The sequence below is a fragment of the Kaustia mangrovi genome, assembly GCF_015482775.1.
Classification (GTDB): Bacteria; Pseudomonadota; Alphaproteobacteria; order Rhizobiales; family Im1; genus Kaustia; species Kaustia mangrovi.
Genome location: NZ_CP058214.1, coordinates 3,571,702 through 3,595,371, shown reverse-complemented (window position 1 = coordinate 3,595,371; position 23,670 = coordinate 3,571,702). Strand labels below are relative to the sequence as shown.

At 68.3% G+C, this 23,670-nt stretch carries 23 protein-coding genes; 10 read left to right on the top strand and 13 right to left on the bottom strand.

Translation table 11 applies throughout. The annotated features are described in order from the left end of the window. Nucleotides 1–175: 175 nt before the first annotated feature. From HW532_RS16860 to HW532_RS16840, 5 genes are all read right to left on the bottom strand, one after another. Nucleotides 176–1,282 (bottom strand): AbrB family transcriptional regulator, encoded by a 1,107-nt coding sequence (locus HW532_RS16860; RefSeq protein ID WP_213161577.1) that lies wholly within the window; start codon nt 1,280–1,282, stop codon nt 176–178. Continuing rightward, nucleotides 1,279–2,772: a tripartite tricarboxylate transporter permease gene (locus tag HW532_RS16855; protein ID WP_213161576.1), complete on the bottom strand. Its 1,494-nt coding sequence runs from the start codon at nt 2,770–2,772 to the stop codon at nt 1,279–1,281. The genes HW532_RS16860 and HW532_RS16855 overlap by 4 nt, the downstream gene beginning before the upstream one ends. Before the next feature lie 24 nt (nt 2,773–2,796). Continuing rightward, nucleotides 2,797–3,297, bottom strand: coding sequence for a tripartite tricarboxylate transporter TctB family protein (locus tag HW532_RS16850; RefSeq protein WP_213161575.1), 501 nt, complete (start codon nt 3,295–3,297; stop codon nt 2,797–2,799). A 41-nt stretch (nt 3,298–3,338) separates the two neighbouring features. Then, a complete protein-coding gene (locus HW532_RS16845; protein ID WP_213161574.1) occupies nt 3,339–4,262 on the bottom strand; it encodes a Bug family tripartite tricarboxylate transporter substrate binding protein in 924 nt (307 codons plus the stop codon). 147 nt (nt 4,263–4,409) lie between these two features. Beyond that, a complete protein-coding gene (locus HW532_RS16840; RefSeq protein ID WP_213161573.1) occupies nt 4,410–5,117 on the bottom strand; it encodes a GntR family transcriptional regulator in 708 nt (235 codons plus the stop codon). Nucleotides 5,118–5,326: 209 nt separating this feature from the next. Here HW532_RS16840 and HW532_RS16835 point away from each other — a divergent pair, with 209 nt between their 5' ends. From HW532_RS16835 to HW532_RS16825, 3 genes are read left to right on the top strand one after another with little or no spacing between them, the layout of a single operon-like run. Next, nucleotides 5,327–6,517: a CaiB/BaiF CoA transferase family protein gene (locus tag HW532_RS16835; RefSeq protein WP_213161572.1), complete on the top strand. Its 1,191-nt coding sequence runs from the start codon at nt 5,327–5,329 to the stop codon at nt 6,515–6,517. Nucleotides 6,518–6,555: 38 nt separating this feature from the next. Beyond that, a complete protein-coding gene (locus tag HW532_RS16830; RefSeq protein ID WP_213161571.1) occupies nt 6,556–7,344 on the top strand; it encodes an enoyl-CoA hydratase in 789 nt (262 codons plus the stop codon). Nucleotides 7,345–7,373: 29 nt separating this feature from the next. Continuing rightward, a complete protein-coding gene (locus tag HW532_RS16825; RefSeq protein WP_213161570.1) occupies nt 7,374–8,504 on the top strand; it encodes an NAD(P)/FAD-dependent oxidoreductase in 1,131 nt (376 codons plus the stop codon). 37 nt (nt 8,505–8,541) lie between these two features. On the opposite strand, the gene HW532_RS16820 is transcribed toward HW532_RS16825, so the two are convergent. After that, nucleotides 8,542–9,309 carry an SDR family NAD(P)-dependent oxidoreductase gene (locus HW532_RS16820; protein ID WP_213161569.1) on the bottom strand — a complete coding sequence of 256 codons (768 nt, stop codon included), beginning with the start codon at nt 9,307–9,309 and terminating at the stop codon, nt 8,542–8,544. Nucleotides 9,310–9,492: 183 nt separating this feature from the next. Here HW532_RS16820 and HW532_RS16815 point away from each other — a divergent pair, with 183 nt between their 5' ends. After that, nucleotides 9,493–10,671: a lytic murein transglycosylase gene (locus HW532_RS16815; RefSeq protein ID WP_213164619.1), complete on the top strand. Its 1,179-nt coding sequence runs from the start codon at nt 9,493–9,495 to the stop codon at nt 10,669–10,671. A 6-nt stretch (nt 10,672–10,677) separates the two neighbouring features. Here the strand turns inward: HW532_RS16815 and HW532_RS16810 are convergent, their stop codons facing one another. From HW532_RS16810 to paaG, 6 genes are all read right to left on the bottom strand, one after another. Further along, nucleotides 10,678–11,283, bottom strand: coding sequence for a dioxygenase family protein (locus HW532_RS16810; protein WP_213161568.1), 606 nt, complete (start codon nt 11,281–11,283; stop codon nt 10,678–10,680). A gap of 25 nt (nt 11,284–11,308) precedes the next feature. After that, a complete protein-coding gene (locus tag HW532_RS16805) occupies nt 11,309–12,289 on the bottom strand; it encodes a Vgb family protein (protein ID WP_213161567.1) in 981 nt (326 codons plus the stop codon). Between the two features lie 139 nt (nt 12,290–12,428). Next, nucleotides 12,429–13,067 (bottom strand): TetR/AcrR family transcriptional regulator, encoded by a 639-nt coding sequence (locus HW532_RS16800; protein ID WP_213161566.1) that lies wholly within the window; start codon nt 13,065–13,067, stop codon nt 12,429–12,431. A gap of 48 nt (nt 13,068–13,115) precedes the next feature. Next, on the bottom strand, nt 13,116–14,423 hold the full coding sequence (gene paaK, locus HW532_RS16795) for a phenylacetate--CoA ligase PaaK (protein ID WP_213161565.1): 1,308 nt from the start codon (nt 14,421–14,423) through the stop codon (nt 13,116–13,118). 34 nt (nt 14,424–14,457) lie between these two features. Continuing rightward, the gene (gene paaI, locus HW532_RS16790; protein ID WP_213161564.1) at nt 14,458–14,916 is read right to left on the bottom strand and encodes a hydroxyphenylacetyl-CoA thioesterase PaaI; all 459 of its coding nucleotides are present in this window, start codon (nt 14,914–14,916) and stop codon (nt 14,458–14,460) included. 14 nt (nt 14,917–14,930) lie between these two features. Further along, nucleotides 14,931–15,689 (bottom strand): 2-(1,2-epoxy-1,2-dihydrophenyl)acetyl-CoA isomerase PaaG, encoded by a 759-nt coding sequence (gene paaG / locus HW532_RS16785; RefSeq protein ID WP_246479981.1) that lies wholly within the window; start codon nt 15,687–15,689, stop codon nt 14,931–14,933. Nucleotides 15,690–16,095: 406 nt separating this feature from the next. Between paaG and paaN the strand changes: the two genes are divergently transcribed. The 6 genes from paaN (at nt 16,096) to HW532_RS16755 (ending at nt 22,397) form a co-directional block, all read left to right on the top strand. Then, a complete protein-coding gene (paaN, locus tag HW532_RS16780) occupies nt 16,096–17,757 on the top strand; it encodes a phenylacetic acid degradation protein PaaN (RefSeq protein WP_213161562.1) in 1,662 nt (553 codons plus the stop codon). A gap of 41 nt (nt 17,758–17,798) precedes the next feature. After that, nucleotides 17,799–18,935: an ABC transporter substrate-binding protein gene (locus tag HW532_RS16775; RefSeq protein WP_213161561.1), complete on the top strand. Its 1,137-nt coding sequence runs from the start codon at nt 17,799–17,801 to the stop codon at nt 18,933–18,935. A gap of 137 nt (nt 18,936–19,072) precedes the next feature. Then, on the top strand, nt 19,073–19,945 hold the full coding sequence (locus tag HW532_RS16770) for a branched-chain amino acid ABC transporter permease (RefSeq protein WP_213164618.1): 873 nt from the start codon (nt 19,073–19,075) through the stop codon (nt 19,943–19,945). A 13-nt stretch (nt 19,946–19,958) separates the two neighbouring features. Beyond that, nucleotides 19,959–20,918, top strand: coding sequence for a branched-chain amino acid ABC transporter permease (locus HW532_RS16765; protein ID WP_213164617.1), 960 nt, complete (start codon nt 19,959–19,961; stop codon nt 20,916–20,918). Continuing rightward, nucleotides 20,915–21,703: an ABC transporter ATP-binding protein gene (locus HW532_RS16760; protein WP_213161560.1), complete on the top strand. Its 789-nt coding sequence runs from the start codon at nt 20,915–20,917 to the stop codon at nt 21,701–21,703. Before HW532_RS16765 ends, HW532_RS16760 begins: the two co-directional genes overlap by 4 nt. Next, complete coding sequence (locus tag HW532_RS16755) at nt 21,696–22,397, top strand: ABC transporter ATP-binding protein (protein ID WP_213161559.1); 702 nt, start codon at nt 21,696–21,698, stop codon at nt 22,395–22,397. Before HW532_RS16760 ends, HW532_RS16755 begins: the two co-directional genes overlap by 8 nt. Nucleotides 22,398–22,582: 185 nt before the next feature. Here the strand turns inward: HW532_RS16755 and paaE are convergent, their stop codons facing one another. Further along, nucleotides 22,583–23,662, bottom strand: a complete 1,080-nt coding sequence (gene paaE, locus HW532_RS16750) for a 1,2-phenylacetyl-CoA epoxidase subunit PaaE (RefSeq protein ID WP_213161558.1) — start codon at nt 23,660–23,662, stop codon at nt 22,583–22,585. Nucleotides 23,663–23,670: the final 8 nt, after the last annotated feature.

The following is a 23,670-nucleotide window of genomic DNA, read 5'->3' as shown; positions in this document are numbered from 1 at the left end:
TTTCGGGACAGTGTGGCGAGCCCCTCAAGATCCCCGCTGGATCTCCCTCCGAGATGAGAAAAGATTATTATTCGGGCACCCTGACGGCAAGGCCAAATATTGTGCAATGCAGCATGTTCCTTGCGCAAAATGTCGGCGTCCGGCCCATCGCCCCTGCCCTTCCGGGCTATGGCCGTCATCGGTGCGGCGCATCGGGGCCGCCGCGGTGTAGGCGCCGGTCGCCCGCCGGGCGGATGCGCATCAGGAGGCGGTAGAGCGGCGCGCTCGCCAGCACCACCGTCACGATGCGCACGAGATGGAAGGCGACGACGGTCGCCACGGGCAGGCCGACCACCTTGGCGGTGATGCTCATTTCCGTGATACCGCCGGGTGCGGTGGCCAACAGGAGCACGGCGGGCGCCATGCCGGTCAGGGCCGCCGCGGCAAGCCCGAGCACGATGCCGCCGAGGAGCAGCCCCGCCATGATCAGGAGACCGGTCGCTGCAAGGCGCGCCCCGCCGCGCATGAGATCGGGCTTGAATCGCGTTCCGAGCGCGCAGCCCACGAGAAGCTGGCCGGCACTCACCAGAACGCCCGGCATGCCCGACAGGGGCAGCGCCAGCGCCGCCGTCGCCGCGCCGCTCGCAAGCCCGCCGAGCATCCACGCATTGGGCACCGAGAACCGCTCCAGGAGAGCCGACAGGAGGCCGGCGGCGGACAGCAGAACGACCAGCTCCGGCCAGTGCACATCCGGCAGGCCGGCCGCCGCGCCGCCCCGCCCGTGCTCGGCCAGCAGGGCGACGGCGGGCGCCATGACCGTGACAACCACGGCGATGCGCAGGGACTGCAGGATCGCGACCGTGGCCTCGTCGGCCCCGTATTGTCGCCCGAGCCCCGCCATTTCCGCGACACCGCCCGGCATGCAGGCGAAATAGGCGGTCGCGAGGCCGAATCCGGCGCGCGCGGCGGCAAGCGCGGCAATGGCGATGGAGATCGCGATGGAGAGCCCCGCGACCGCCATCATGACCGGCAGGAGGGCCAGCATCTCCTCCACGACGCCGGGATTGAGATAGAGGCCGATGGCCGTGCCGATCACCGCCTGCCCGACCCGGCGCCCGAACGGCACCGCCGCCGTCGGCGCGCCGGCAAGCGACATGGCGCCCACTGTGAGCAGCGGGGCCAGGAGCCAGGGCAGCGGCAGCCCGCCGGCGTCGGCCAGGAGAGCGGCGGCGAGCCCCGCGAGCACGGTGCCGCCGATCTGCACGGCATCTCTGGTCAGACGCCGCGCCCCGACCCCGTTCATGCCGGATTTTCGCGCTCGCGGCGGCGGTGCCAGGCCTTGCTGACGAAGGGCGAGGCGATGGACAGGACCGTGAGCGCGACGAAGACGAGCACGATGGGCCGGTCGAGGAACCCTGCCCAGCTATGGTCGAAGATGATCATGGACTGCTTGAAGGTGCTCTCCACCATCTCGCCCAGGATCAGCCCCATGATGATCGGCGCGGCGGAGAAGCCGTAGCGCTTCAGCACGAAGCCCAGAATGCCGGCGACTACCATGATCCAGACATCGAGGATCGACTGCTCCAGCGCATAGGCGCCGATGGCGGCGAGGATGATGACCGCCGGCCACAGGAAGGTCGTCGGGATGAGGGTGATGCGCGAGAACAGCTTGGCGCCGACGAGGCCGAAGCCCAGAAAGACCACATTGGCGAACAGCATGGCGGTGAAGATGACGTAGAGCAGCGTCGGCGTCTCGGTGAACAGATGCGGCCCGGGCCTGAGCCCGTGGGCGAGCAGCGCACCGAGGATCACCGCCGTCGTGGCGCTGCCGGGAATGCCGAGCGCCAGCGTCGGCACCATGGCCGCGCCCGTCGCGGCGTTGTTGGCGCTTTCCGGCCCCGCGATCCCGCGAATGTCGCCATGGCCGAATTCCGACTTGTCGCGCGCCCATCGCTTCGCCTCGTTGTAGCCGATCATGGCCGCGACCGTCCCGCCCTCCGCCGGCAGAACGCCCACGAAGGAGCCGATGCCGCAGGAGCGCGCGATCGTGCCCATGCACTTGCGGAAATCCTCCCGCGTCGGCAGGCGCACCGCGTCGAGCGCGGCGTGGACGGTGACGCGGTCGAGTGTCTGTGCCTGGGTGAGGAATTCCGCGCCGGCGAACAGGCCGATCATGACGGGGATGAAGTGGACGCCCTCCGACAGCTCCCACATGCCGAAGGTGAAGCGCTCCACACCGGTCGTCATGTCCATGCCGACTGTCGCGAGCAGCACGCCGAACGCGCCGCCGAGCAGGTTCTTGACCGGCGCGTCGGAGCTGATCGAGGCGAGCATGGACAGTCCGAACAGGGCGAGCGCGAAATATTCCGGCGGCCCGAAATCGTAGGCCACGCGGGACAGGAGCGGGGCGGCGACGATGAGGACGACGACGCTGAACATGCCGCCGATGGCGCTCGCCACCGCCGCGATGCCGAGCGCCTTGCCGGCCCTGCCCTTCTGCGCCAGCGGATAGCCGTCGAAGGCCGTGGCGGCGGCCGCCGGCGCGCCCGGCGCATTGACCAGGATGGCCGTGATCGACCCACCATAGGTGCCCGAGCAGTAAAGCGCGCTAAGAAGGGCGATCGCCATGCCCGGCTCCATGCCGAGCGTGAAAGGCAGGAGAAGCGCCGTCGCCATGGTCGAGCTCAGGCCCGGCAACGCGCCGACGAGCACCCCGCCGACCGTGCCGGCGAGCACCGCGACGAGCAGCATGGGATCGAGGAACAGCCCGAGCGCTGAGAGGAAGGCATCCATGATGGCCCCGCGACCTTTCGTCGATTACCAGGGGATGAGCGGACCGGGCTCGAAATAGACGTCGAGCAGGCCGGCGAACAGTCCGTAGATTGCCGCCGGGAACAGGACGGCGAAGGCGATGACGAGCCCCCAGCGCCGCTCGCCCCAGAGCGCCGGCAGGCCGAGGCACATGAGCACCATGGCCGGAACGATACCGAGCGTCTGGAACGCCGTGACGAAGGCGACCATCACACCCGCCGACACCGGAACGAGGGGCGGCACGCGGGCGAGCGTCTTCTGCGGCGCGGCGAAGGACTGGACGAAGATCACGCCCGCAAGGACGGCCATCACCGTGATGACGAGTTGCGGGAAGGTCGAGGGCTGGATGTTCTGCGCCATGGCCGCCGGCGCCTCGTCGAAGCCGGTCGTCAGCCAGTAGGCAACGGCGCAGAAGACGAGGATGGCGAGCGCGACCACGGCGTCGCGCGGCAGGAGGGCGGCAGGCAACGCCGCCACTCCCTCTCTCGTCGGGCGGGGCTCGGTCATTGCGGCAGGTCCGGCTGACGGCGGTGGCGGGGCTGCATGGCTCACAGGAGCCCCAGCTCCTCGAGCGCGACGCGGCTCTCCTCGTAGATCCGGCGGATCTGCGCGTTCCACTCCTCGCGCCCGACGACGCTCTCCTCCGTCATGCCGCCGCTCTGGAGATATTCGACGAAGCCCGGCTCGCGCATGCCCTTAACGATCGCCTCCTCCAGGATGGCGACACGCTCTTCCGGCACGCCCTTCAGCACCGCGAAGCCGCGGATGGTGGCGGCCTCCGCGTCGATGCCCTGCTCGTGCGCGGTGGGAACGTCCGGCAACGAGTCGATGCGCTTTTCGGCCAGCACCGCGATGGGCCGGAGTTCGCCGGCGTTGAACTGCGCCTCGCCTTCGGCATAGTTCAGCGAGGCCACGTCGACATTGGCGCCGACGAGATTGGTAACGATGTCGCCGCCGCCCTTGAACGGCACGATGGTGTAGGGCATGCCGTCGGCCTTCTTGGCGAAGTTGTGAATCGCGACATGGTCGATGCCGCCGACGAAGGTCGTGCCCCATTTGAGGCCGCCTTCCTTGGCCTTCGACGCCGCGACGAGGCCCTTCAGGTCCTTGATATCGCTGGAGGCCGGCACGGCGATGATCTGCGGGTCGAGCGTGGCGCGCGCGACGCCGACAATGTCGTCGATCTCGACCGGCACCTTGCCCTGCGCGATCTGGAAGAGATGCGACTGGGTGATGAGCAGGACCGTATGGCCGTCCTTTTCCTGGCCGCGGGCATACATCAGGGCCGCCGCCCCGCTGCCACCGCGCCGGTTGACCACCTGGAAGTCCTGGTCGATATGGTCGGCGGTGTTGCGCATCATCATGCGCGTGGTGATGTCGGAGCCGCCGCCGGGCCCGGCATGGGTGACGACATTGACGGTATCGGAGGGGAAGTCCTCCGCCATGGCGGGAACTGCGGCCGCGGTGGCCATGACGGCCCCCGCAAGGGCGGCGGCAAGGTGACGTCGTGCATTCACTGCGCGCGGCAGAGTCATTCGTTTCCTCCCTATTTCTGCTTCGTCTTTTCGACGTATCTCTTGAAAGGTCCCGGCCCCGGCGGTTTCCGGGGCGGGTCGTCGTCAGCGCGGTTCGCCGGTCTCGACCTCCTTGTGCGCTCTGGACTGCTGCAGCGTGCTCAGGAAGCGCTGCTTGCCGTTCATGACGTGGGCGCGGCCGGCCCGGAACGCGGCCTCCGCATCGCCCGCGGCGATGGCCTCCACGATATCGCGATGCTCGTCGAGGGACGCCTCCACATTGGAGACGAAGGACAGCCCGCGCCGGCGGAACAGGTGCATCTCCTTCACGAGGCTCTCATAGATCGCCCGTGCGCGGGCATTTCCGCTGTATTCGGCAATCGCGGCGTGGAAGGCCACGTTCAGCTCGTAATAGCGGCCGTGGTCTCCGGCCTCGTAGGCGGAGATCATGTCGGCAAGGTTCTGCTTAAGCTCCGCCACCTGGCCGGCCGTGCCGTTGCAGGCGACGCCCTCCACGGCCAGGCCGAAGATCACACCGCGCAGATCGTAGAGGTCGAGCACCTCCTCCATCTCGATGCGGCGCACGACGACGCCCTTATTGGCGATGATCTCCACAAGCCCCGCCTGCGCGAGCGCCCGCATGGCCTCGCGCACCGGCCCGCGGCTCACGCCCATGGCGTCGGCCAGCGCGCTCTCGCTCAGCCTGTCGCCGGCCGCAACCTCGCCGGCCATGATCATGCGCTCGATCTCGCGCTGAACGGAGGTCGTGAGCGTCTCGACATTGCGGGCATGGAATCGCGGCTGGTCGATCATGGGGGGGCACATCCCGGTTGCGGCGGCATATTCGGGAAGCATGGTCCGCAAACAGTCGACATGTCAACTGTCTTGTGTAAATTGTTGACAGTTGACAGACTGGATGCGAAACGGGGGCACCGAACGATCCCCTGGGAGCGTCTGAGGAAACGCGAACCGCTCCTCCGCAAGGGGGAGAGGAAAGATCAAGACTGGAAGGATGACGATCCATGCCCCACAAGCCCGCCAGCCAGGCGTTGTCACGCTTCACGGTCCTTGACCTGACCCGGGTGCGCGCAGGGCCCACCGCCGTGCGCCAGCTCGCCGACTGGGGCGCGAACGTCATCAAGATCGAGCAGCCCACAACCGACAGCAAGGGACAGCTCGGCGGCCCCCGCGACGGCGCCGATTTCCAGAACCTGCACCGCAACAAGCGCAGCCTGACGCTCAATCTGAAGGCGAAGGACGGCCTGGAGATCTTCCGCAAGCTCGTGGCGCAGGCCGATGTCGTGGTGGAGAACTACCGGCCCGACGTGAAGCACCGGCTGGGCGTCGACTACGACACGCTGAAGGCGGTCAATCCCCGCCTCGTCTATGCGAGCATCTCCGGCTTCGGCCAGGACGGCCCCTATGCGAAGCGCCCCGGCTTCGACCAGATCGCGCAAGGCATGGGCGGGCTCATGTCGATTACCGGACTGCCCGGCCAGGGGCCGGTGCGCGTGGGCATTCCCATCGCCGACCTGACGGCGGGGCTGATGGCGGCGCAGGGCATTCTCGTCGCCCTGCTCGAGCGCGACGTCTCCGGCGAGGGGCAATGGCTGTCCACCTCGCTTCTGGAGGCGCAGATCTTCATGCTCGACTTCCAGGCCGCGCGCTGGCTGATGGACGCCACCGTGCCGCCGCAGGCCGGCAACAACCACCCGACCTCCATCCCCACCGGCGTGTTCGAGACCGCCGACGGCCATGTCAACATCGCCTGCTCGGGCGAGGAGATCTGGCGGCGCCTGTGCTCGGCCCTCGGCGCTCCGGAGCTGGCCGAGCGGCCCGAATACGAGAGCTCCGCAAGCCGGCTGGAGAACCGGGACCGGCTCAATGCCGAGATCGACGCCATCACCCGCACGAAGCCCGCCGATCACTGGATCGAGGCGCTCAACGCGGCGGGGGTGCCCTGCGGCGCGATCAACACCGTCGACAAGGTGTTCGACGACCCGCAGGTCCGCCATCTGGGCATTGCGCGCGACATGACCGGCTGCGAGCGCGGCGACGTCAAGGTCGTCGGCCAGCCCGTGCGCCTTTCCCGCACGCCGAGCGAAATCGCCGCGCCGACGCCCAGGGCGGGCGAGCACACCGACGAGATCCTGAGGGAGATCGGCTACGCGGAGGCGGACATTTCGCGCCTGCGCGCGGACCATGTTATCTGACCGCATCATTGCTGCGGCATGCCACCAACGAGGACACCATGGACCAGCAGAAGATACTTCACAGCGTCGCCGACGGCGTCGGGCGCATCGTCTTCAACAATCCCGAGCGCCGCAATGCCGTCTCGCTCGACATGTGGGAAACGGTGGAGGCGGTGCTCGACGACTATGCCGCCAATGACGAGGTTCGCGTCGTCGTCGTCTCGGGTGCGGGCGACAAGGCCTTCGTGTCCGGCGCCGACATCTCCAAGTTCGAATCGGAGCGTGCCGACGAGGCCTCGGTGAAGCGCTACAACGACACGACCGGCCGCGTCTATCGCAAGCTCCACAACTTCCCGAAGCCGACCATCGCGGAGATCACCGGCGTGTGCGTGGGCGGCGGCGTGGCGCTTGCCATCTGCTGCGACATGCGCATTTGCGGCGAGGGCTCGCGCTTCGCCATTCCCGCCGCCAAGCTTGGCCTCGGCTACGGCTATAACGGGCTGGAACGGCTCGTCCAGCTCGTCGGGCCGTCCCATGCCAAGGAGATCTTCTTCACCGCGCGGCTGTTCTCCTCCGCGGAGGCCCGCGAGATGGGCCTCGTCAACCGCACCGTGCCCGACGGGCTGGTGACGGCCTATGTGGACGACTACGCCCGCAAGATCACGGCCAATGCGCCGCTGACGGTTGCCTCCGTCAAGTTTATCGTCAACCAGACCTTGAAGGATCCGGCGGATCGGGACATGAAGGCCTGCGAGGACATGGTCGCGCGCTGCTTTGCGAGCCGCGACTACGAGGAAGGCCGCCGCGCCTTCATGGAGAAGCGCAAGCCGAAATTCGTCGGCGCGTAGACCCGGAACGAGACGCTGGACGGAGGATCATGGCGGATATCGATGCGGTCATCGTGGGGGCGGGCGTCGTCGGGCTGGCGATTGCCCGCGAGCTTGCCATGGGCGGCCGCTCGGTGGTCGTCCTGGAGACGGCCGACGCCATCGGCACGGAGACCTCCTCGCGCAACAGCGAGGTGATCCATGCCGGCATCTACTATCCGCAAGGCAGCCTGAAGGCGCGCGCCTGCGTGGAGGGCCGCCGGCGCCTCTACGACTATATGGACACCCACGGCGTCCCCTATCGCCGGTGCGGCAAGCTGATCGTGGCGGCGGGCGAGGACGAGCTCGCCGGCATCGAGGCGCTGTGCGCGCGCGGCAAGGCCAATGGCGTCGACGACCTCGCCATGGTGTCGGCGGCCGAGGCGCACGCCCTGGAGCCCGCGCTCGACACGGTCGGAGGCGCACTTTCGCCCTCGACCGGCATCGTCGACAGCCATGCCCTGATGCTCGCCTATCAGGGCGATGCGGAGGCGGCCGGCGCCATGGTCGCCTTTCTCACGCCCTTCGAGCGCGCCGAGATCGTCGCGGAGGGACGCATCGCCGTCCATGCGGGCGGCGCGGAGCCGATGACGCTGGAGACCGCCGTCCTCGTCAATGCGGCGGGGCTCTATGCGTCCCATGTCGCGGAGCGGATCGAGGGGCTCGACGCCGCCCATGTCCCGGTGACGCGCTATGCGCGCGGGCACTATTTCGTGCTCAACGGGCGCTGCCCCTTCTCGCACCTCATCTATCCCGCCCCCAACAATGCCGGGCTCGGCGTGCACCTGACGCTCGACCTCGGCGGCCAGGCCCGCTTCGGCCCGGATGTGGAGTGGATCGACGGGATCGAATACGGCGTCGATCCCGCGCGCGGGGAGAGCTTCTACGCCGCCATCCGGCGCTATTGGCCGGAGCTTCCTCACGACAGCCTCAATCCCGGCTATTCCGGTATCCGGCCCAAGCTCGTCGGCCCCGCAGACCCGCCCGCCGATTTCCGGATCGACGGGCCGGAGGCCCATGGCGTTCCGGGGCTCGTCAACCTGTTCGGCATCGAAAGCCCCGGCCTCACCGCCTCCCTCGCGCTGGCCTTGGAGGTCGCAACCCGCCTCGATGGCGGTGCCGCCCTGAAACTGAGCGCATAGGCCATCTCCAACGCGCCGTTCCCCGCGACGGCGGGCTTCAGATCCCGGCGGCGAGATAACCGCCATCGACGGCGAGATCGGTGCCCGTCACGTAGCGCGCGGCATCGGAGGCGAGATAGACGGCGGCGGCCACCAGCTCCTCCACGTCGCCGAAACGGTTCATGGGCGTGCGCGACATGGCCTTCGCCTTGCGCTCCTCGCCCATCCTGTCGCGGTTGATCTCCGTCATGAAGAAGCCCGGCGAGATCGAGTTCACGCGCACGCCGTCATCGGCCCATTCCACCGCGAGACTGCGTGTCAGCCCCAGCACGCCGTGCTTGGAGACGCCGTAGACGACGGCGCCCGGCCAGCCGCGATGACCCGACAGGGAGGCGATATTGACGATGGCCCCGCCCCCGCCCTGCGCCCTGAAGCGGGCATGGGCGGCCTGGCTTGCGAAGAACACGCTGCGCAGATTGATGCCCATGAGCGTGTCGTAATCCTCCGCCGTCATCTCGCTGGCCGGCTTGAAGATATTTATGCCCTGGCAATTGAGCAGGATGTCGAGCCGGCCATGGGCCTCCACGACCTCGTCGATCAGCGGCGCGAGCGCGCCGATATCGGTGGCATCGCAGACATGGCCGCTCGCAACCCCGCCCTGCGCCTCGATGGCGGCGACGGCTTCGTCGACCTTCCCGCCATTGCGCGAGGCGACGGCGACCTTCGCTCCGGCCTTCGCGAACCCCCGGCCGATCGCCCCGCCAATGCCGCCCGATCCGCCGATGGCAAGGGCGACGCGTCCGCCGAGATCGAGACTGTCGGTCATGTTTCCTCCCTTTGACGACCCGGATTTGCACCCTACATATCAGCTACGCTTCGGGTTGCAAAAGCCGCGCGCCGAATGGGCGAAAGACGGGTCGGCGGAACCGGAAAAATCCGCTAGACTGATATTCTGGATCTTAGCCGGCGGAGACTGTCCGACGTGACACCGGGCGGAGCCAACCTCACGATGAAGGCCGCGGTTGCGGGCGCGATCCTGGCGGTGCTGTCGGCCGGCCCCGCATCCGCCTCGCGCTTTTCCTCTTGCATCGACACGCTGAAGGCGGCGGCCATGAGGGCGGGGGTCAGCCGCACCGTTGCCGACCGCGCGCTCGACGGCACGAGGCCGATCGAGAAGGTCACCCGCCTGTCTCAGAGCCAGCCGGAATTCGAGACGCCGATCTGGGACTATATGGGCTTCCTGGTCGACGAGGAGCGGGTGCGCGAGGGCCGCGCCATGATGCGCCGATACGACCGGATCCTGCGCGAGGCGGAGCGGCGCTACGGGGTCAACCGCTACATCATCGCCGCGGTGTGGGGCGTGGAGACCGATTACGGCCAGGAGCCCGGCGAGATCTTCCTGCCCCATGCGCTTGCGACGCTCGCCTGCCAGGGCGGGCGGCGGGCCGGTTTCTGGCGCGGCGAGCTGATCGCCGCGCTGCAACTCGTCCAGCGCGGTGACGTGCGCCTCGACCGTCTCTACGGATCGTGGGCCGGCGCCTTCGGCCAGACCCAGTTCATCCCGTCGACCTACAAGCGGCTCGCCGTCGACTTCGACGGCGACGGGCGGCGCGACCTGATCGGATCGGTGGCCGACGCGCTCGGCTCGACGGCGAACTTCCTGCGCGACGCCGGCTGGAAACCCGGCGAATCCTGGATGATCGAGGTCAAGGTGCCGGCCGGCTACCGCGGCCCGACCGGGCGCGGCCGGAAGGCCTCGCTGACCACATGGGGCAAGCGCGGCGTGGTGCGCGCCGACGGCAAGCGGCTGTCCGGCGGGGCGCGGGCCGGCCTCCTCCTGCCGGCCGGTCCGAACGGTCCCGGTTTCCTCGTCTTCCGCAATTTCGATGCGATCTATTCCTATAATCTGGCGGAATCCTACGCGCTTGCGATTTCCCACCTCGCCGACCGGCTGGCGGGCTACCCGGCGCTCAGGACGTCATGGCCGACGGACGACCCCGGCCTGTCGCGCGCCCAGCGCCTGCACCTGCAAAAGCTGCTCATCGCCAATGGCTACGATATCGGCGAGGCGGACGGCAAGGTCGGCCCGATGACCCGGGCAGGCATCGCGGAAGCGGAGAAGGATCGCGGCATGACGCCCACCGGCCGTCCGGGGCGCAAGATCTACCGTGCGCTCGGCGGCGAGTGAACCGCCCTATACATCCACCACGAAATCGAAGCGTCCGAGTTCCCCGTCGCCGACTTCGGCCATCGTCATCACCAGCGCGGGGTCGAACAGCCAGTCGTCGCCATTGCGCGCCTCGCCGGGGAAGTAGAGCTGCGTCGTCAGGAGCGGGCCGCCCTCAGGCTGGATTTTCACATGGTAGTGCCGCGTCCGGGACCCGTAGAGGCCGGGCCTGAGGGTTCTCACCCAGTAGCGTCCGTCCGGATCGGTGAACTGGTGGCCCCGGAACCGGAAGCCGTCATTGTCATAGGCACCGTCCGGATCGGCGTGCCAGATGTCGACAAGGGCATTCGTCACCGGGCGGCACCGGGGCGTGAGGACGAGCCCGACGAGCGTCACCTGCCCGCCCGCATCCTCCGGAACGAACTCGTGGCGCATCGGAGAGTCCGGCTTGTGGAACGGGCCTTCCGTCTGGGACGGGGTCGTATCCTCCCGGTCGTCGCAGGCCGGCGTCGGGACCAGCCGCCGCTCCGCCCCCGGCGCGGACGCCGCCGACAGGGCGAGAGCGGCCGGCAGCGCCGGCAGGGCCAGCCACTGCCGCAGGACCGCACGCCGTGTCGGCCGGTTGCCGCGCATGGAGCCGTTCTCCGTTATGCCTCACCTACTCGTAGTGATAGACCGTCAGCCGGTCGATGCCGGACTCCGCCGCCCAGACCTCGCCCGGACGCCCGAGCATCTGCCTGACATTGGCGTGGGACCGGTCGATCGGAAAGCTTTCGAAGCGTTCCGTCTCCGGGTCGAACCGCAAAACGGCATTGGCCCCGAAATCGCTGACCCACACGCTGTCGGTCTCGTCGACATAAACCGCATAGGCGGCCGGATCGTCGCCCGGCAGCGGCCATTCCCGCCACGCGCCGGTTTCGGGATCGTAGCGGGCGAGCTGGCCGGCATTCCACTCGCTGACCCACAATACGCCACCGGAATCCGACCAGACGCGACGCGTCCCGGCGTCCGCCGTCGGCGGATCGACCACCTCGACCTCCCCCGTCTCCGTGTCGACATGGCCGATATAGGAGCCGGCGAGAGACGCATACCAGATCTCGCCCCCGGGCGTCGCATCGATGCCGTAGGGGCCGTAGCCGCGCGGCGCGTCGAACACGGCCATCTCCCCGGTTTCCGGATCGAGCCGGCCATAGATGCCCGCCTGTCCGGTGAACCAGAGCACGCCGTTCCCGTCGAAGGCCGCCGTATTGAGATTGGCGTTGCCGCGCCCCTCCGGCAGCGGATAGCGGGTCACGTCGAGACTTTCGGGATGCACGGACACGATGGCGTTCAACCCGCCATCGGTCACCCAGGCGAGCCCGCGCGGACCGACGATGACGCCGTGCGGGCGCGAGCCCTCGCCGAGCGCGACCTGCCGGGTCTCCCCCGTCTCCGGATCGAGCCGGCCAAGGGCGCCCTGGTGCTGGGCAGTATACCAGACGGCGCCGCCGGACGGGTCGGGCGCAACGTCGTGAGGATGGGCGCCGTCCGGCACCGCGAAGCTTTCCGTCCTGACGGCGCCGGCCTCCGCCATGGTCGCGGACCCGGCCACGAGCACGGCGGCGACAAGGGCGGCAACAAGGGCAGCGGGCGGTCTCATCGGATCACCTCGTCTCGGGACAACCGGCAACGGGCCCATTATGGGCCGCGGCGGGGCCGGGACGACAGGGGCAATTGCGCATGGTGGGCTGCTATCCCCGCGCTGTCCGGAGGTCAGGCGCGGAGGCAGGTGTCGACGGTCAGGCGCCGGGGACGCGCTCCGGCTCCGCGTCGGCGGCGGCCTCGGTGAGGGCGCGCGAACCCTCCAGGATCAGCGTCGTCGCCATGTCCGCATAGGCCTCGCGGGTCACGGGGCCGTCGGGGCGGAACCACATATAGTGCCAGTTGAGCATGCCGAAGAGCGACATGGTGACGGGTTTGAGAAGGATGCCGTCGGGCGCGAGCCCCGGATTGGCCGCGGCCAGGATCGCCGCGAAGCGCTCGACGAGTTGACGCTCCATCGCCCTCAGATGGCCTTGCTGGTCCTCCGGCAGGCGCGACAGCGCGTTGATCTGCACCTTGTGGTCGCTATCGGCGTCCCGATAGCCCTCCAGAAGCGCGGTGATCACCGCATTGAGGCGCGCGCGCGGCGGCGCGCCCCCGTCGTCGGCCTCGTCCACCGCGGCGATGAGGTCCTGCAGGTGAACCTCGATGATGTCGAAGAGCAGCGCCGACTTGCTGTCGTAATAGTGATAGAGCAGCGGCTTGGACATGCCGCAGGCCTCCGCGACCATGGCCATGGACGCCGTCTCGTAGCCATGCTCGGCGAACAGCTCCGACGCGGTGCGCAGGATCCTGTGACGCTTCTCGTCGTAATCGGCCGCGCGGGTGCGCGCCATCGCTTGAAACTCCGTCTTCCGTCCGTTGTCCGGCTGCGGGGTCTGGACCTAGCGGTTGGAGTCCCGATTGTCCACCACCCGCCTTGCCTTGCCGACCGACCGCTCCACGCCACCGGGGTCGTTCACGACGATCTCGGTGGACACGCCGATCACGCTCTTGATGTGGCTGGCGAGCTCGCGCGCACTGGCCGCGCGGGCATCGGTCGCGGCCGCGTCCGCCGTGCATTCCACATGGACGACCATGCCGTCGAGGCGCCCCTTGCGGGTGAGCTCGATCCAGTAATGCGGCGCGAGTCCCTCGCATTTCAGGAGCTGCTCCTCGATCTGGGTCGGGAACACATTGACACCGCGCACGATCATCATGTCGTCGGAGCGCCCGGTCACCTTCTCCATGCGCCGCATGGCGCGCGCCGTGCCCGGCAGAAGGCGGGTGAGGTCGCGCGTGCGGTAGCGCACGATGGGCATGGCTTCCTTGGTGAGCGAGGTGAAGACGAGCTCGCCGACCTCGCCGTCGGCGACCGGCTCGCCGGTCTCGGGATCGACCACCTCCGGATAGAAGTGGTCCTCCCAGATGTGGAGGCCGTCCTTGGTCTCCACGCATTCGTTCGCCACGCCCGGCCCGATCACCTCCGACAGGCCGTAAATGTCGACGGCGTCCATGTCGAAGGCCTCCTCGATCTCCTGGCGCATGGCATTGGTCCAGGGCTCCGCCCCGAAGATGCCGACCTTGATGGAGGAGCGCCGCGGATCGAAGCCGAGGCGCCGGAACTCGTCCAGGATGGAGAGCATGTAGGAGGGCGTGACCATGATGACCCGGGGCTGGAAGTCCTGGATCAGCATGACCTGGCGCTCCGTCATGCCGCCGGAGACCGGGACGACCGTGCAGCCAAGCTCCTCCGCGCCGTAATGGGCGCCGAGCCCGCCGGTGAAGAGCCCGTAGCCATAGGCGACGTGGACGATGTCGCCCGGCCGGCCGCCGGAGGCGAAGATCGAGCGGGCGACGACACGCGACCACGTCGCGATATCGCGCTCGGTATAGCCGACCACCGTCGGCTTGCCCGTCGTGCCGGAGGAGGCATGGAGCCGCACCACCTTCTCGCGCGGCACCGCGAACATGCCGAAGGGGTAGTTGTCGCGCAGGTCCGCCTTGGTGGTGAAGGGGAATTTCCTCAGATCGCTCAGCGTGGACAGGTCGTCCGGGTGCACGCCGTGCCGTTTGAACGATTCGCGATAGAAGGGGACATTCTCATAGGCGTGGGCGAGCGACCATTTCAGGCGTTCGAGCTGCAGCGCGCTGATCTCGTCGCGCGACGCGTTCTCGATTGCGTCGAGCCCGACCTTCTCCATCGTGATCATCGCGTTTCCTCCGTCTTGGGATGCTTGTCGTTCTTCATTGTCCCTCGCCGTCCAGGAGCGTCCCCTTGATCGTGCGGGACTGTCCGCGGAATTCCGCGACCACCGTTCCGTCGGGAAGGCTCACGGCGATGTCGTAGATGCCGGAGCGGCCGCGCCGCGAAATCTCGCGCGCCGTCGCGCGCAGCCTGTCCCCCTTCGAGACCGGGGCGATGAAGGTGATCGCGCAGTGCAGCGCCACGGTGCGCTGGTTGTAGGTATTGCAGGCGAAGGCGAAGGCGCTGTCGGCTAGGGTGAAGATGAAACCGCCATGGCACATGCCGTGGCCGTTGGTCATGGCGGGCGTGACGGTCATCTCCAGCACCGCCCGGCCCGGCGCGACCTCCACGAGCTCCATGCCGAGGCCCTGCGAGGCCCGGTCGTCGGCCCACATGGCCTGTGCGCAGGCCATGGCCAGCGTTTGTGCGCCCTCTTCCGGGATCGTCTGGTCGTTCATTGCGTTCGGGCCTCTCATTCGGGCTCGCGCCGGCCGGTGAAGACGGGCGCGCGGCGCTCGGAGAAGGCGCGCACGCCCTCCGCGTGATCGTGGGTGCGGCCGGCCTCGCGCTGCAGGTCGCGCTCGAGGTCGAGCTGGCTGGAGAAATCGTTCGCCGCGGCGGCGTGGATCGCCTGCTTGGTCAGCGCGAGCCCCGCCGTCGGGCCCTTCGCCAGGCTGTCGGCGAGCGCGTCGGCCTCCGCCATCAGCTCCGCGTCCTCCACGCAGCGCCAGATGAGACCCCATTGCTCGGCGCGTTCCGCCGAGAGCGGCTCGCCGGTCATGGCGAGCCCCTTGGCGCGCGCCTCGCCGAGCGCCCGGGTGAGCGTCCACGTGCCGCCGGAATCCGGCAGGAGACCGATCTTGACGAAAGCCTGGATGAAGCTTGCGCTCTTCGCCGCCAGAACGATGTCGCAGGCGAGCGCGATATTGGCGCCCGCGCCGGCCGCCACCCCGTTCACCGCGGCGATCACCGGCATATCCAGCGCCCGGATGAGGCGGACGGTCGGATTGAAATTGCGCTCCAGCGTCTCGCCGAGATCGAGCCGGCCATCGGGCCCCTCGGGAAAGGGTTCGGAGAGATCCTGGCCCGCGCAGAAGGCACGCCCCGCGCCCGTGACCAGCACCGCGCGACAGCCGTCGCGCGCAGCCTCCTCGAGCGCTGCACGGAACGCCTCGTGCATCTCCACGGTAAAGCTGTTGAGTTTGTCGGGACGGTTGAGCGTCACCGTCATCCGACCGTCGCCGCGCTCGACGCGCACCGGTCCTTCCGTCACCTCGTTTCCTCCCTGTGCCGGTTCTTGACGGCGCTTTTCGGCGCCTCCGGCCATCCTCGTTAACAAAACTCTTGCATAAATCGACCGGTCGGTCAATTATGTTTGAAACAAGGGAACAAGGCCTCGCCCGAGCGGGACCGGACATGGGAGGAAACGATCGGCGCCCCTCGCGGCGACCGGCCTTTTCCACAGAACACGACAGTTGGAGCGCTTTTCAGGAAAAGTGGACGCCACTTTTTCGGTTCGAAAGCGCTGCAGAACAAAGAGCTAGAGACCACGGGGGACGGGATGCTCGCGGGCATCCTGCCGGCATCGCGGCCCGTCCGGCCAGCCGGTGCCACGACCGAAACCGAAGGGACAGACCATGGGATTCTTCGACACGCACAAGCCGCTGCTCGACCGGGCGCTCAGGGCCATAGAGGAGCGCGGCTACTGGGAGGCGTATCCGGAGGCACCGTCCCGCAAGATCTATGGCGAGACCGCAAAGGAGGATGGCGAGGCTGCGTTCCGCGCCAGGCTCGGGGGGCGTTTCGCCCTCGACGGCCATCCCTCCAATGGCAAGACCGCCGGCAAGGAGGTCTCGCCCTACGGCATGGCGCTCGACATCGCCTATCCCACCGCCGATATCAACGCGCTCGTCGCCGCCTCCCGCGAGGCGGGCAAGGGCTGGGCCCAGGCGGGGCCGGAGACGCGTGTCGGCATCTGCCTTGAAATCCTCCATCGCCTCAACCGGCACAGTTTCGAGATGGCAAACGCGGTCATGCACACGACCGGTCAGCCCTTCGTGATGGCCTTTCAGGCCGGCGGCCCGCACGCCCAGGAGCGCGGGCTGGAGGCCGTCGCATATGCCTGGCGCGAAATGACCCGCACACCGGCGCACGTCACCTGGACCAAGCCGCAGGGCAAGCACGACCCCATCGTGCTGGAGAAGGAATACCGGGTGATCCCGCGCGGGCTGGCGCTCGTCGTCGGCTGCGCGACCTTCCCCACCTGGAACAGCTATCCCGGCCTCTTTGCGAGCCTGGCCACCGGCAATACCGTGATCGTCAAGCCGCATCCCACCGCCATCCTGCCGCTCGCGCTTGCCGTGGAGACCGCGCGTGCGGTGATCGCGGACGCCGGCCTCGATCCGAACGCCGTCCTCCTTGCCGTCGACGAGCCGGGCGCGGAGATCACCAAGGCGCTCGCCACGAACGAGGCGGTCGCGATCGTCGATTTCACCGGCTCCTCCGCCTTCGGCGAATGGCTGCGCGAGAATGCCCGCCAGGCACAGGTCTACACGGAAGAGGCCGGGCTCAATTCCATCGTCGTCACCGGCACGGACAGCTTCAAGGCGATGTGCGCCAATATCGCCTTCTCCCTGTCGCTCTACAGCGGGCAGATGTGCACCGCCCCGCAGAACGTCTACGTGCCGCGAGACGGCATCGGGACGGATGAGGGTCACAAGGGTTTCGACGAGGTGGCGGATGGCATTGCCGGCGCCGTCGACAAGCTGCTCGGCGATCCCGCCCGCGCCGCCGGCATCTGCGGGGCGCTCGCCGCGCCGGCGACGCTCGAGCGCGTCGGGGCCTGTGCGAAGCTCGGCACGCTCGCGCGCGCATCGGCCCCGATCGAGGGGCTCGACGAGGCGCGCACGGCAACCCCGCTGATCGTGAAACTCGACGGGGCGAACGCCCATGACCACGAGGAAGAGCGCTTCGGACCGATCAGCTTCGTGATCGCGGCCGACGACGCCCATGACTGCATCCGCCGCGCAAGCGAGGGCGCCCGGCGCAAGGGCGCGCTCACCGCGGCGATCTACGCCACCGACGAGGCCCTGATCGACGAGGCCGCGGACGCCTTCGCCGCCGCCGGCGTCGTGCTGTCCTGCAACCTGACGGGCGGAATCTTCGTGAACCAGAACGCCGCCTTCAGCGACTACCACGTCACGGGCGCCAATCCGGCGGGCAATGCGTGCCTGACGGATGCCGCCTTCGTGGCCAACCGTTTCCGCATCTCCGCCATCAGGCGGCCGCGGGCTGCGTAAGCGTAAAACCAGAAGAACGTTTGAAAACGGGAGGAAACCAAATGAAGAAACTGGCTTTGGCGGCCCTTGCCGCAACCGCTGTACTGGCAACGCCGGCGGCAGCGGAGATCAAGATCGGCTCCACGCTCGCCGTCACCGGCCCCGCCTCCTTCCTCGGCGACCCGGAGAAGAAGACGCTGGAGATGCTGGTTAAGGAGACCAATGCCAATGGCGGCGTGAACGGCGAGAAGATCGAGCTCGTCGTCTATGACGACGGCGCCGACCCCAACAAGGCGCGCACCTTCGCCACCCGCCTTCTGGAAGAGGACGAGGTGGTCGCCGTGATCGGCGGCACGAGCACGGGGGCGACCATGGCGATGGTGCCGCTGTTCGAGCAGGCCGAAGTGCCGTTCATCTCGCTCGCCGGCGCGGTCGCAATCATCGATCCGGTCAAGGAATGGGTCTTCAAGACGCCCCATACCGACCGCATGGCCTGCCAGAAGATCTTCGAGCACATGAAGGGCGAGGGGATCACCAAGATCGGCATGATCTCCGGCACCGGCGGCTTCGGTCAGTCCATGCGCCAACAGTGTCTCGACGTGGTGGGCGATTACGGCATCGAGGTCGTGGCCGACGAGACCTACGGGCCGAAGGACTCCGACATGACGCCGCAGCTCACCAACATCAAGAACACGGACGGCATCCAGGCGGTCGTCAATCCGGGCTTCGGCCAGGGCCCGGCCATCGTGACGCGCAACTACCGTCAGGTCGGCCTCGATGTGCCGCTCTACCAGTCCCACGGTGTGGCGTCGAAGTCCTTCATCGAGCTAGCCGGCGATGCCGCCAATGGCGTGCGCCTTCCCGCCGCCGCCCTGCTGGTCGCCGACAAGCTGCCCGACGACGACCCCCAGAAGCCGGTCGTGACCGCCTACAAGACGGCTTACGAGGACGCGACGGGCGAGCCCGTCTCGACCTTCGGCGGCCATGCCTACGATGCCTATCACATGCTGATCGACGCCATCGAGCGTGCCGGCAGCGCCGACCCGGCCGCGATTCGCGACGAGTTGGAGAAGACGTCCGGCTTCATGGGCACGGCGGGGCTCGTGACCATGAGCCCGGAGGACCATCTCGGCCTCGATCTCACGGCATTCCGCATGCTGGAGATCAAGGACGGCGACTGGACGCTGATCGAGGAGTAGGAGGCGGCTTCTCCTCACCCGGCGTCTTTGGCGCCCCCTCTCCCCTCCGCGGGAGAGGGGTCTCTTGAGCGCCCGCTTCCCCTTGTCCCTCTCCCCTCGCGGGAGAGGGAGGGGGGGTGAGAGCCACCGGAGCGACCATGGCAGAGCTTCTGCAATTCCTGTTTTCGGGCCTGACGGTGGGAGCGGTCTATGCGCTCGTCGCGCTCGGCTTCACCGTCATCTACAACGCGTCGGGCGTGGTGAACTTCGCCCAGGGCGAGTTCGTGATGTATGGCGGCATGATCACGGTGTTCACCTACGATGCCGGCATGCCGCTCTGGTTTGCCGCGGCGAGCGCGGTCGCCATCACCTGCCTCATCGGCATTGTGCTCAACCGGCTCGCCATCGAACCCGCCCGAGGTGCCTCCGTGGTCTCGCTCATCATCATCACCATCGGCGCCTCCATCGTGCTGCGCGGGATCGCCCAGATCGTCTTCGACAAGCAGATCCACCGCTTCCCGGCCTTTTCCGGCGACACGCCCCTCCTGGTCGGCGGCGCGACGGTCCTGCCGCAGAGCCTGTGGGTGCTGGGTGGCGCGGCGGCGATCTTCGCCGCGCTCTACGTCTTCATGACACGGACCATGACGGGCAAGTCGATCCTCGCCACCGCCAACAACCGGCTGGCCGCCCAGCTCGTCGGCGTCAATGTGAAGGTGGTCATGCTCTTGAGCTTCGCCTTGTCGGCGGCGATCGGCGCCATTGCCGGCGTTCTGGTAACGCCGATCACGCTCACCAATGCGGGCATCGGGGTCGGCATCGCGCTCAAGGGGTTCGCCGCCGCCGTGCTCGGCGGCATGGGCAATCCGGCGGGCGCGCTGGTTGGTGGCCTCCTGCTCGGCCTGATCGAGGCGCTCACCGCCGGCTATCTCTCGTCAAGCTACAAGGATGCCGCGGCCTTTGTCGTCATCCTGCTCGTGCTGTTCTTCATGCCCGGCGGCCTGTTCGCCGCGCGGACCGTGGAGCGCGTGTGAGGCCATGGACGCCATGACAAGGCCAGGCATGAAGACCGCGACGCTCATCGTGCTGATCGTGCTGATCGCCGCGGCCCCGCTCGTCTTCTCCGGCACCTATCACTACCGGGTCGCGACGCTCGTCTTCATCAACGCGATCGCCGTCACGGGCCTCGTCGTGCTGATCGGCTATGCCGGACAGGTGAGCCTCGGCCATGCCGGCTTCTTCGGAATCGGCGCCTATGCGTGCGCCATCGGGGCGACCCATTTCGGCGTGCCGCCGCTCGCCTGCATCGCCATCGGCGCGGTGCTGTCCGGCGCCATCGCCTATGCGGTGGGCCGGCCGATCCTCCGGCTGAAGGGCTACTATCTGGCGGTCGCCACGCTCGGCTTCGGCATCCTCGTGGCCATGGCGCTGACCAACGAGGCGCAATGGACCGGCGGGCCGGACGGCATGATCGTGCCCTCCATAAATCCGCGCGGCTGGTTCGCCCTGGCCGGGCTCAAGGTGAAGACGGCGGTCGCCTGGTACTGGCTCGCCGGCACCGTCATGATCGTCGGGGCCTGGATCGCACTCAACCTCAAGGACAGCACCTCCGGCCGGGCGCTGCGCGCGCTCCACGACAGCGAGATCGCCGCGCGGGTGGCCGGCGTCGACGTCACGGGCGCCAAGCTGCAGGCTTTCGTGATCTCCGCCGTCTACGCCTCCGTCGCCGGCTCGCTCTTTGCGCTGTTCAACCAATTCATCACGCCGGACGCGGCCGATTTCCTGCATTCCATCGAGCTCGTGACCATGACCGTGCTCGGCGGGGCGGGCATGGTACTCGGCGGCATTGTCGGCGCGGCGCTCCTGACGATCCTGCCGCAGGCGCTCACCGTCTTCCAGGACTACGAATCCGTCGCCCTCGGCGTCATCATGATCGCGGTGATGATCTTCCTTGGCCGCGGCCTCGTGCCGAGCCTCGCCAACGCCCTGCGCCGGAGGCCCGCATGAGCGTTCTCGCCGTGAAGGACATGTCGATCTCGTTCGGCGGCATCAAGGCGGTGGACGGCGTCTCGCTGGCCGTGGAGAAGGGCGAGATCGTCTCGATCATCGGACCGAACGGCGCCGGCAAGACGACGCTCTTCAACATGATCTCCGGCATCTACGCCCCCTCCTCCGGCCAGGTCATGCTGAACGGCCGGGACGCGACGCGCCTGCCGCCGGAAGCGCTCGCCCGGCGCGGCCTGTCGCGGACCTTCCAGAACCTCCAGATCTTCCAGCAGATGACGGTGCTGGAGAACGTCATGGTCGGCTGCCATCTGCGCGTCCGCCACAGCCTCGTCTCCGATCTCCTCGCCCTGCCGTCCGCACGCCGGCGCGCGCGCAAGGCGGAAGACGCAGCGCGCGGGTTCCTCGACCGGGTCGGGCTCGGCGAGGCCGCCGACCGGGAGGCCTCCTCTCTCGCCTACGGCCAGCTCAAGCGGCTGGAGATCGCCCGCGCGCTCGCGGCGGAGCCGGCGCTCCTGCTGCTCGACGAGCCCGCGGCTGGATGCAACGCGGTGGAGACCGCGGAGATCGACGCGCTGATCGCCCGGCTCGCGGCGGAGGGCATCGCCATCCTGCTCGTCGAGCACGACATGAAGCTCGTCATGAAGATTTCCAGCCACATTCTGGTGCTCGAGCAGGGCCGCACCATCGCGGAAGGCGGGCCGGACGACGTCCGCAAGGATCCGCGCGTGATCGAGGCCTATCTCGGAAAGGCTGCACAGGCGGAGACGGAGGACATCCATGCTTGAGGTCGCCGGTCTCAAATCCTGCTACGGCCGCATCGAGGTGCTGCACGGGGTGGACCTCTCGATCGCCAGGGGCGAGACGGTCGCCATTGTCGGCGCGAATGGCGCGGGCAAGACGACGCTGCTCAAATGCCTGTCGGGCGTCCAGCCGGTCTCGGCGGGCCACATCCGCTTCGACGGGAACGATATCACCAGGGCCCAGCCGTTCCGCCGGGTCGCGCTCGGCCTGGCCCAGTCTCCCGAGGGCCGGCAGATCTTCACCGACCTGTCGGTGGAGGACAATCTCCGCCTCGGCGCCTTCCGGGCGGGGCGCGAGACGGTCGCCGGCAACATGCGGACGGCCTACGAGCTCTTCCCCGTGCTGCGCCAGAAGCGGGCCCAGCTCGCCGGCGGGCTGTCCGGCGGCCAGCAGCAGATGCTGGCGCTTGCGCGCGCGCTGATGGCCGACCCCGCCTGCCTGCTCCTCGACGAACCGTCCATGGGACTCGCGCCCGCGCTCGTCGACCAGATCTTCGAGGTGATCGCCAGCCTGAAGGAGCGCGGAATCACCATCCTCCTCGTCGAGCAGAACGCCTATGCGGCCCTGTCGGTCTCGACCCGGGCCTATGTCCTGGAGAACGGGGCCATCGCCATGAGCGGCGAGGCATCGGACCTTGCCCGCGACGACCGAGTCCGCGCGGCCTATCTGGGCGTCTGAGGGCTTTCGGGCAGACCGGAGACTCACACCCCCTCACCCGGCGCCCTCGGCGCCACCCTCTCCCGCAAGGGGAGAGGGTTTGCACGCCGCATCGACGATCTTCTCCCTCTCCCCTCGTGGGAGAGGGAGGGGCCCATTGCGACAGCAATGGGAGGGTGAGGGGGCTTAAACCGACCCGCCCCGGATCACGCCGCGTCGAAGTCGAGCACGACCTTCTTCGTCAGTGGGCGCGACTGGCAGCCGAGGACGAAGCCGGCTTCGAGCTCCCAGGGTTCCAGCGCGTAGTTCGCCGCCATCTCCACCTCGCCCTCGACGAGCTTGCAGCGGCAGGTGCAGCACATGCCGCCCTTGCAGGAATAGGGGATCTCGATCCCGGCGCGGTGGCCCGCATCGACGATGGACGCATCCTCCTCGCCGAGCTCGAACCGGCGGGTCGCGCCGTCGAGCACGACCTCCACCTCGATACCCTCGCGGGCGGCCTCCTGCGCGCGCTCGGAGGGAGCGGCGGGCGCGGCATCCCCGGCGGGCGTGAAGCGCTCCACGGCGATGCGCCGGGCCTCGACGCCAAGGCCGGCGAGCGCCGTTTCCACCGTGTCGATCATGTCGCCCGGCCCGCACAGGAAGAACCGGTCGGCGGTTGCCGGGTCGAACAGCCCGGCCTGCGCGAAGGCACGCACCTTCTCCTCGCTCAGGCGCCCGTGCAGGATGTCCACGTCCTGCCCCTCGCGCGAGAGCACATGAATGAGCGTGAACCGGTCGAGATAGCGGTCCTTCAGATCCTCCAGCGCCTCGCGGAAGATGATCGAGGCGGTGTCGCGATTGCCGTAGAAGAAGGTGAAGCGGCTGTCCGGCTCGCGCGCGAGCACCGTCTTCACGATGGAGAGCACGGGCGTCACGCCCGAGCCCGCGGCGAAGGCCACATAATCGTGACCCGCCCGCTCCGTCGCCGGGCAGGTGAAGCGCCCCTCCGGCGCCATCACGTCAAGTGTCATGCCGGGCTTCAGCGCCTCGTTGACGAAACCGGAGAACCGGCCACCCTCCACCCGCTTGACCGCCACGCGGATCTCGCCGTCGTCGAGGCCGGAGCAGATGGAATAGGTCCGCCGCACATCCTCGCCGGCGATGGTCGCCCGCAGCGTCAGGTACTGGCCGGGCGTGAAGCCGAACCGATCCTCGAGCTCCGGCGGCACGTCGAAGGCGACGGATACGGCGTCCGGCGTCTCCTTGCGGACATCGCGAACCGACAGTGTCTCGAACTCAGCCATGGCCAGAT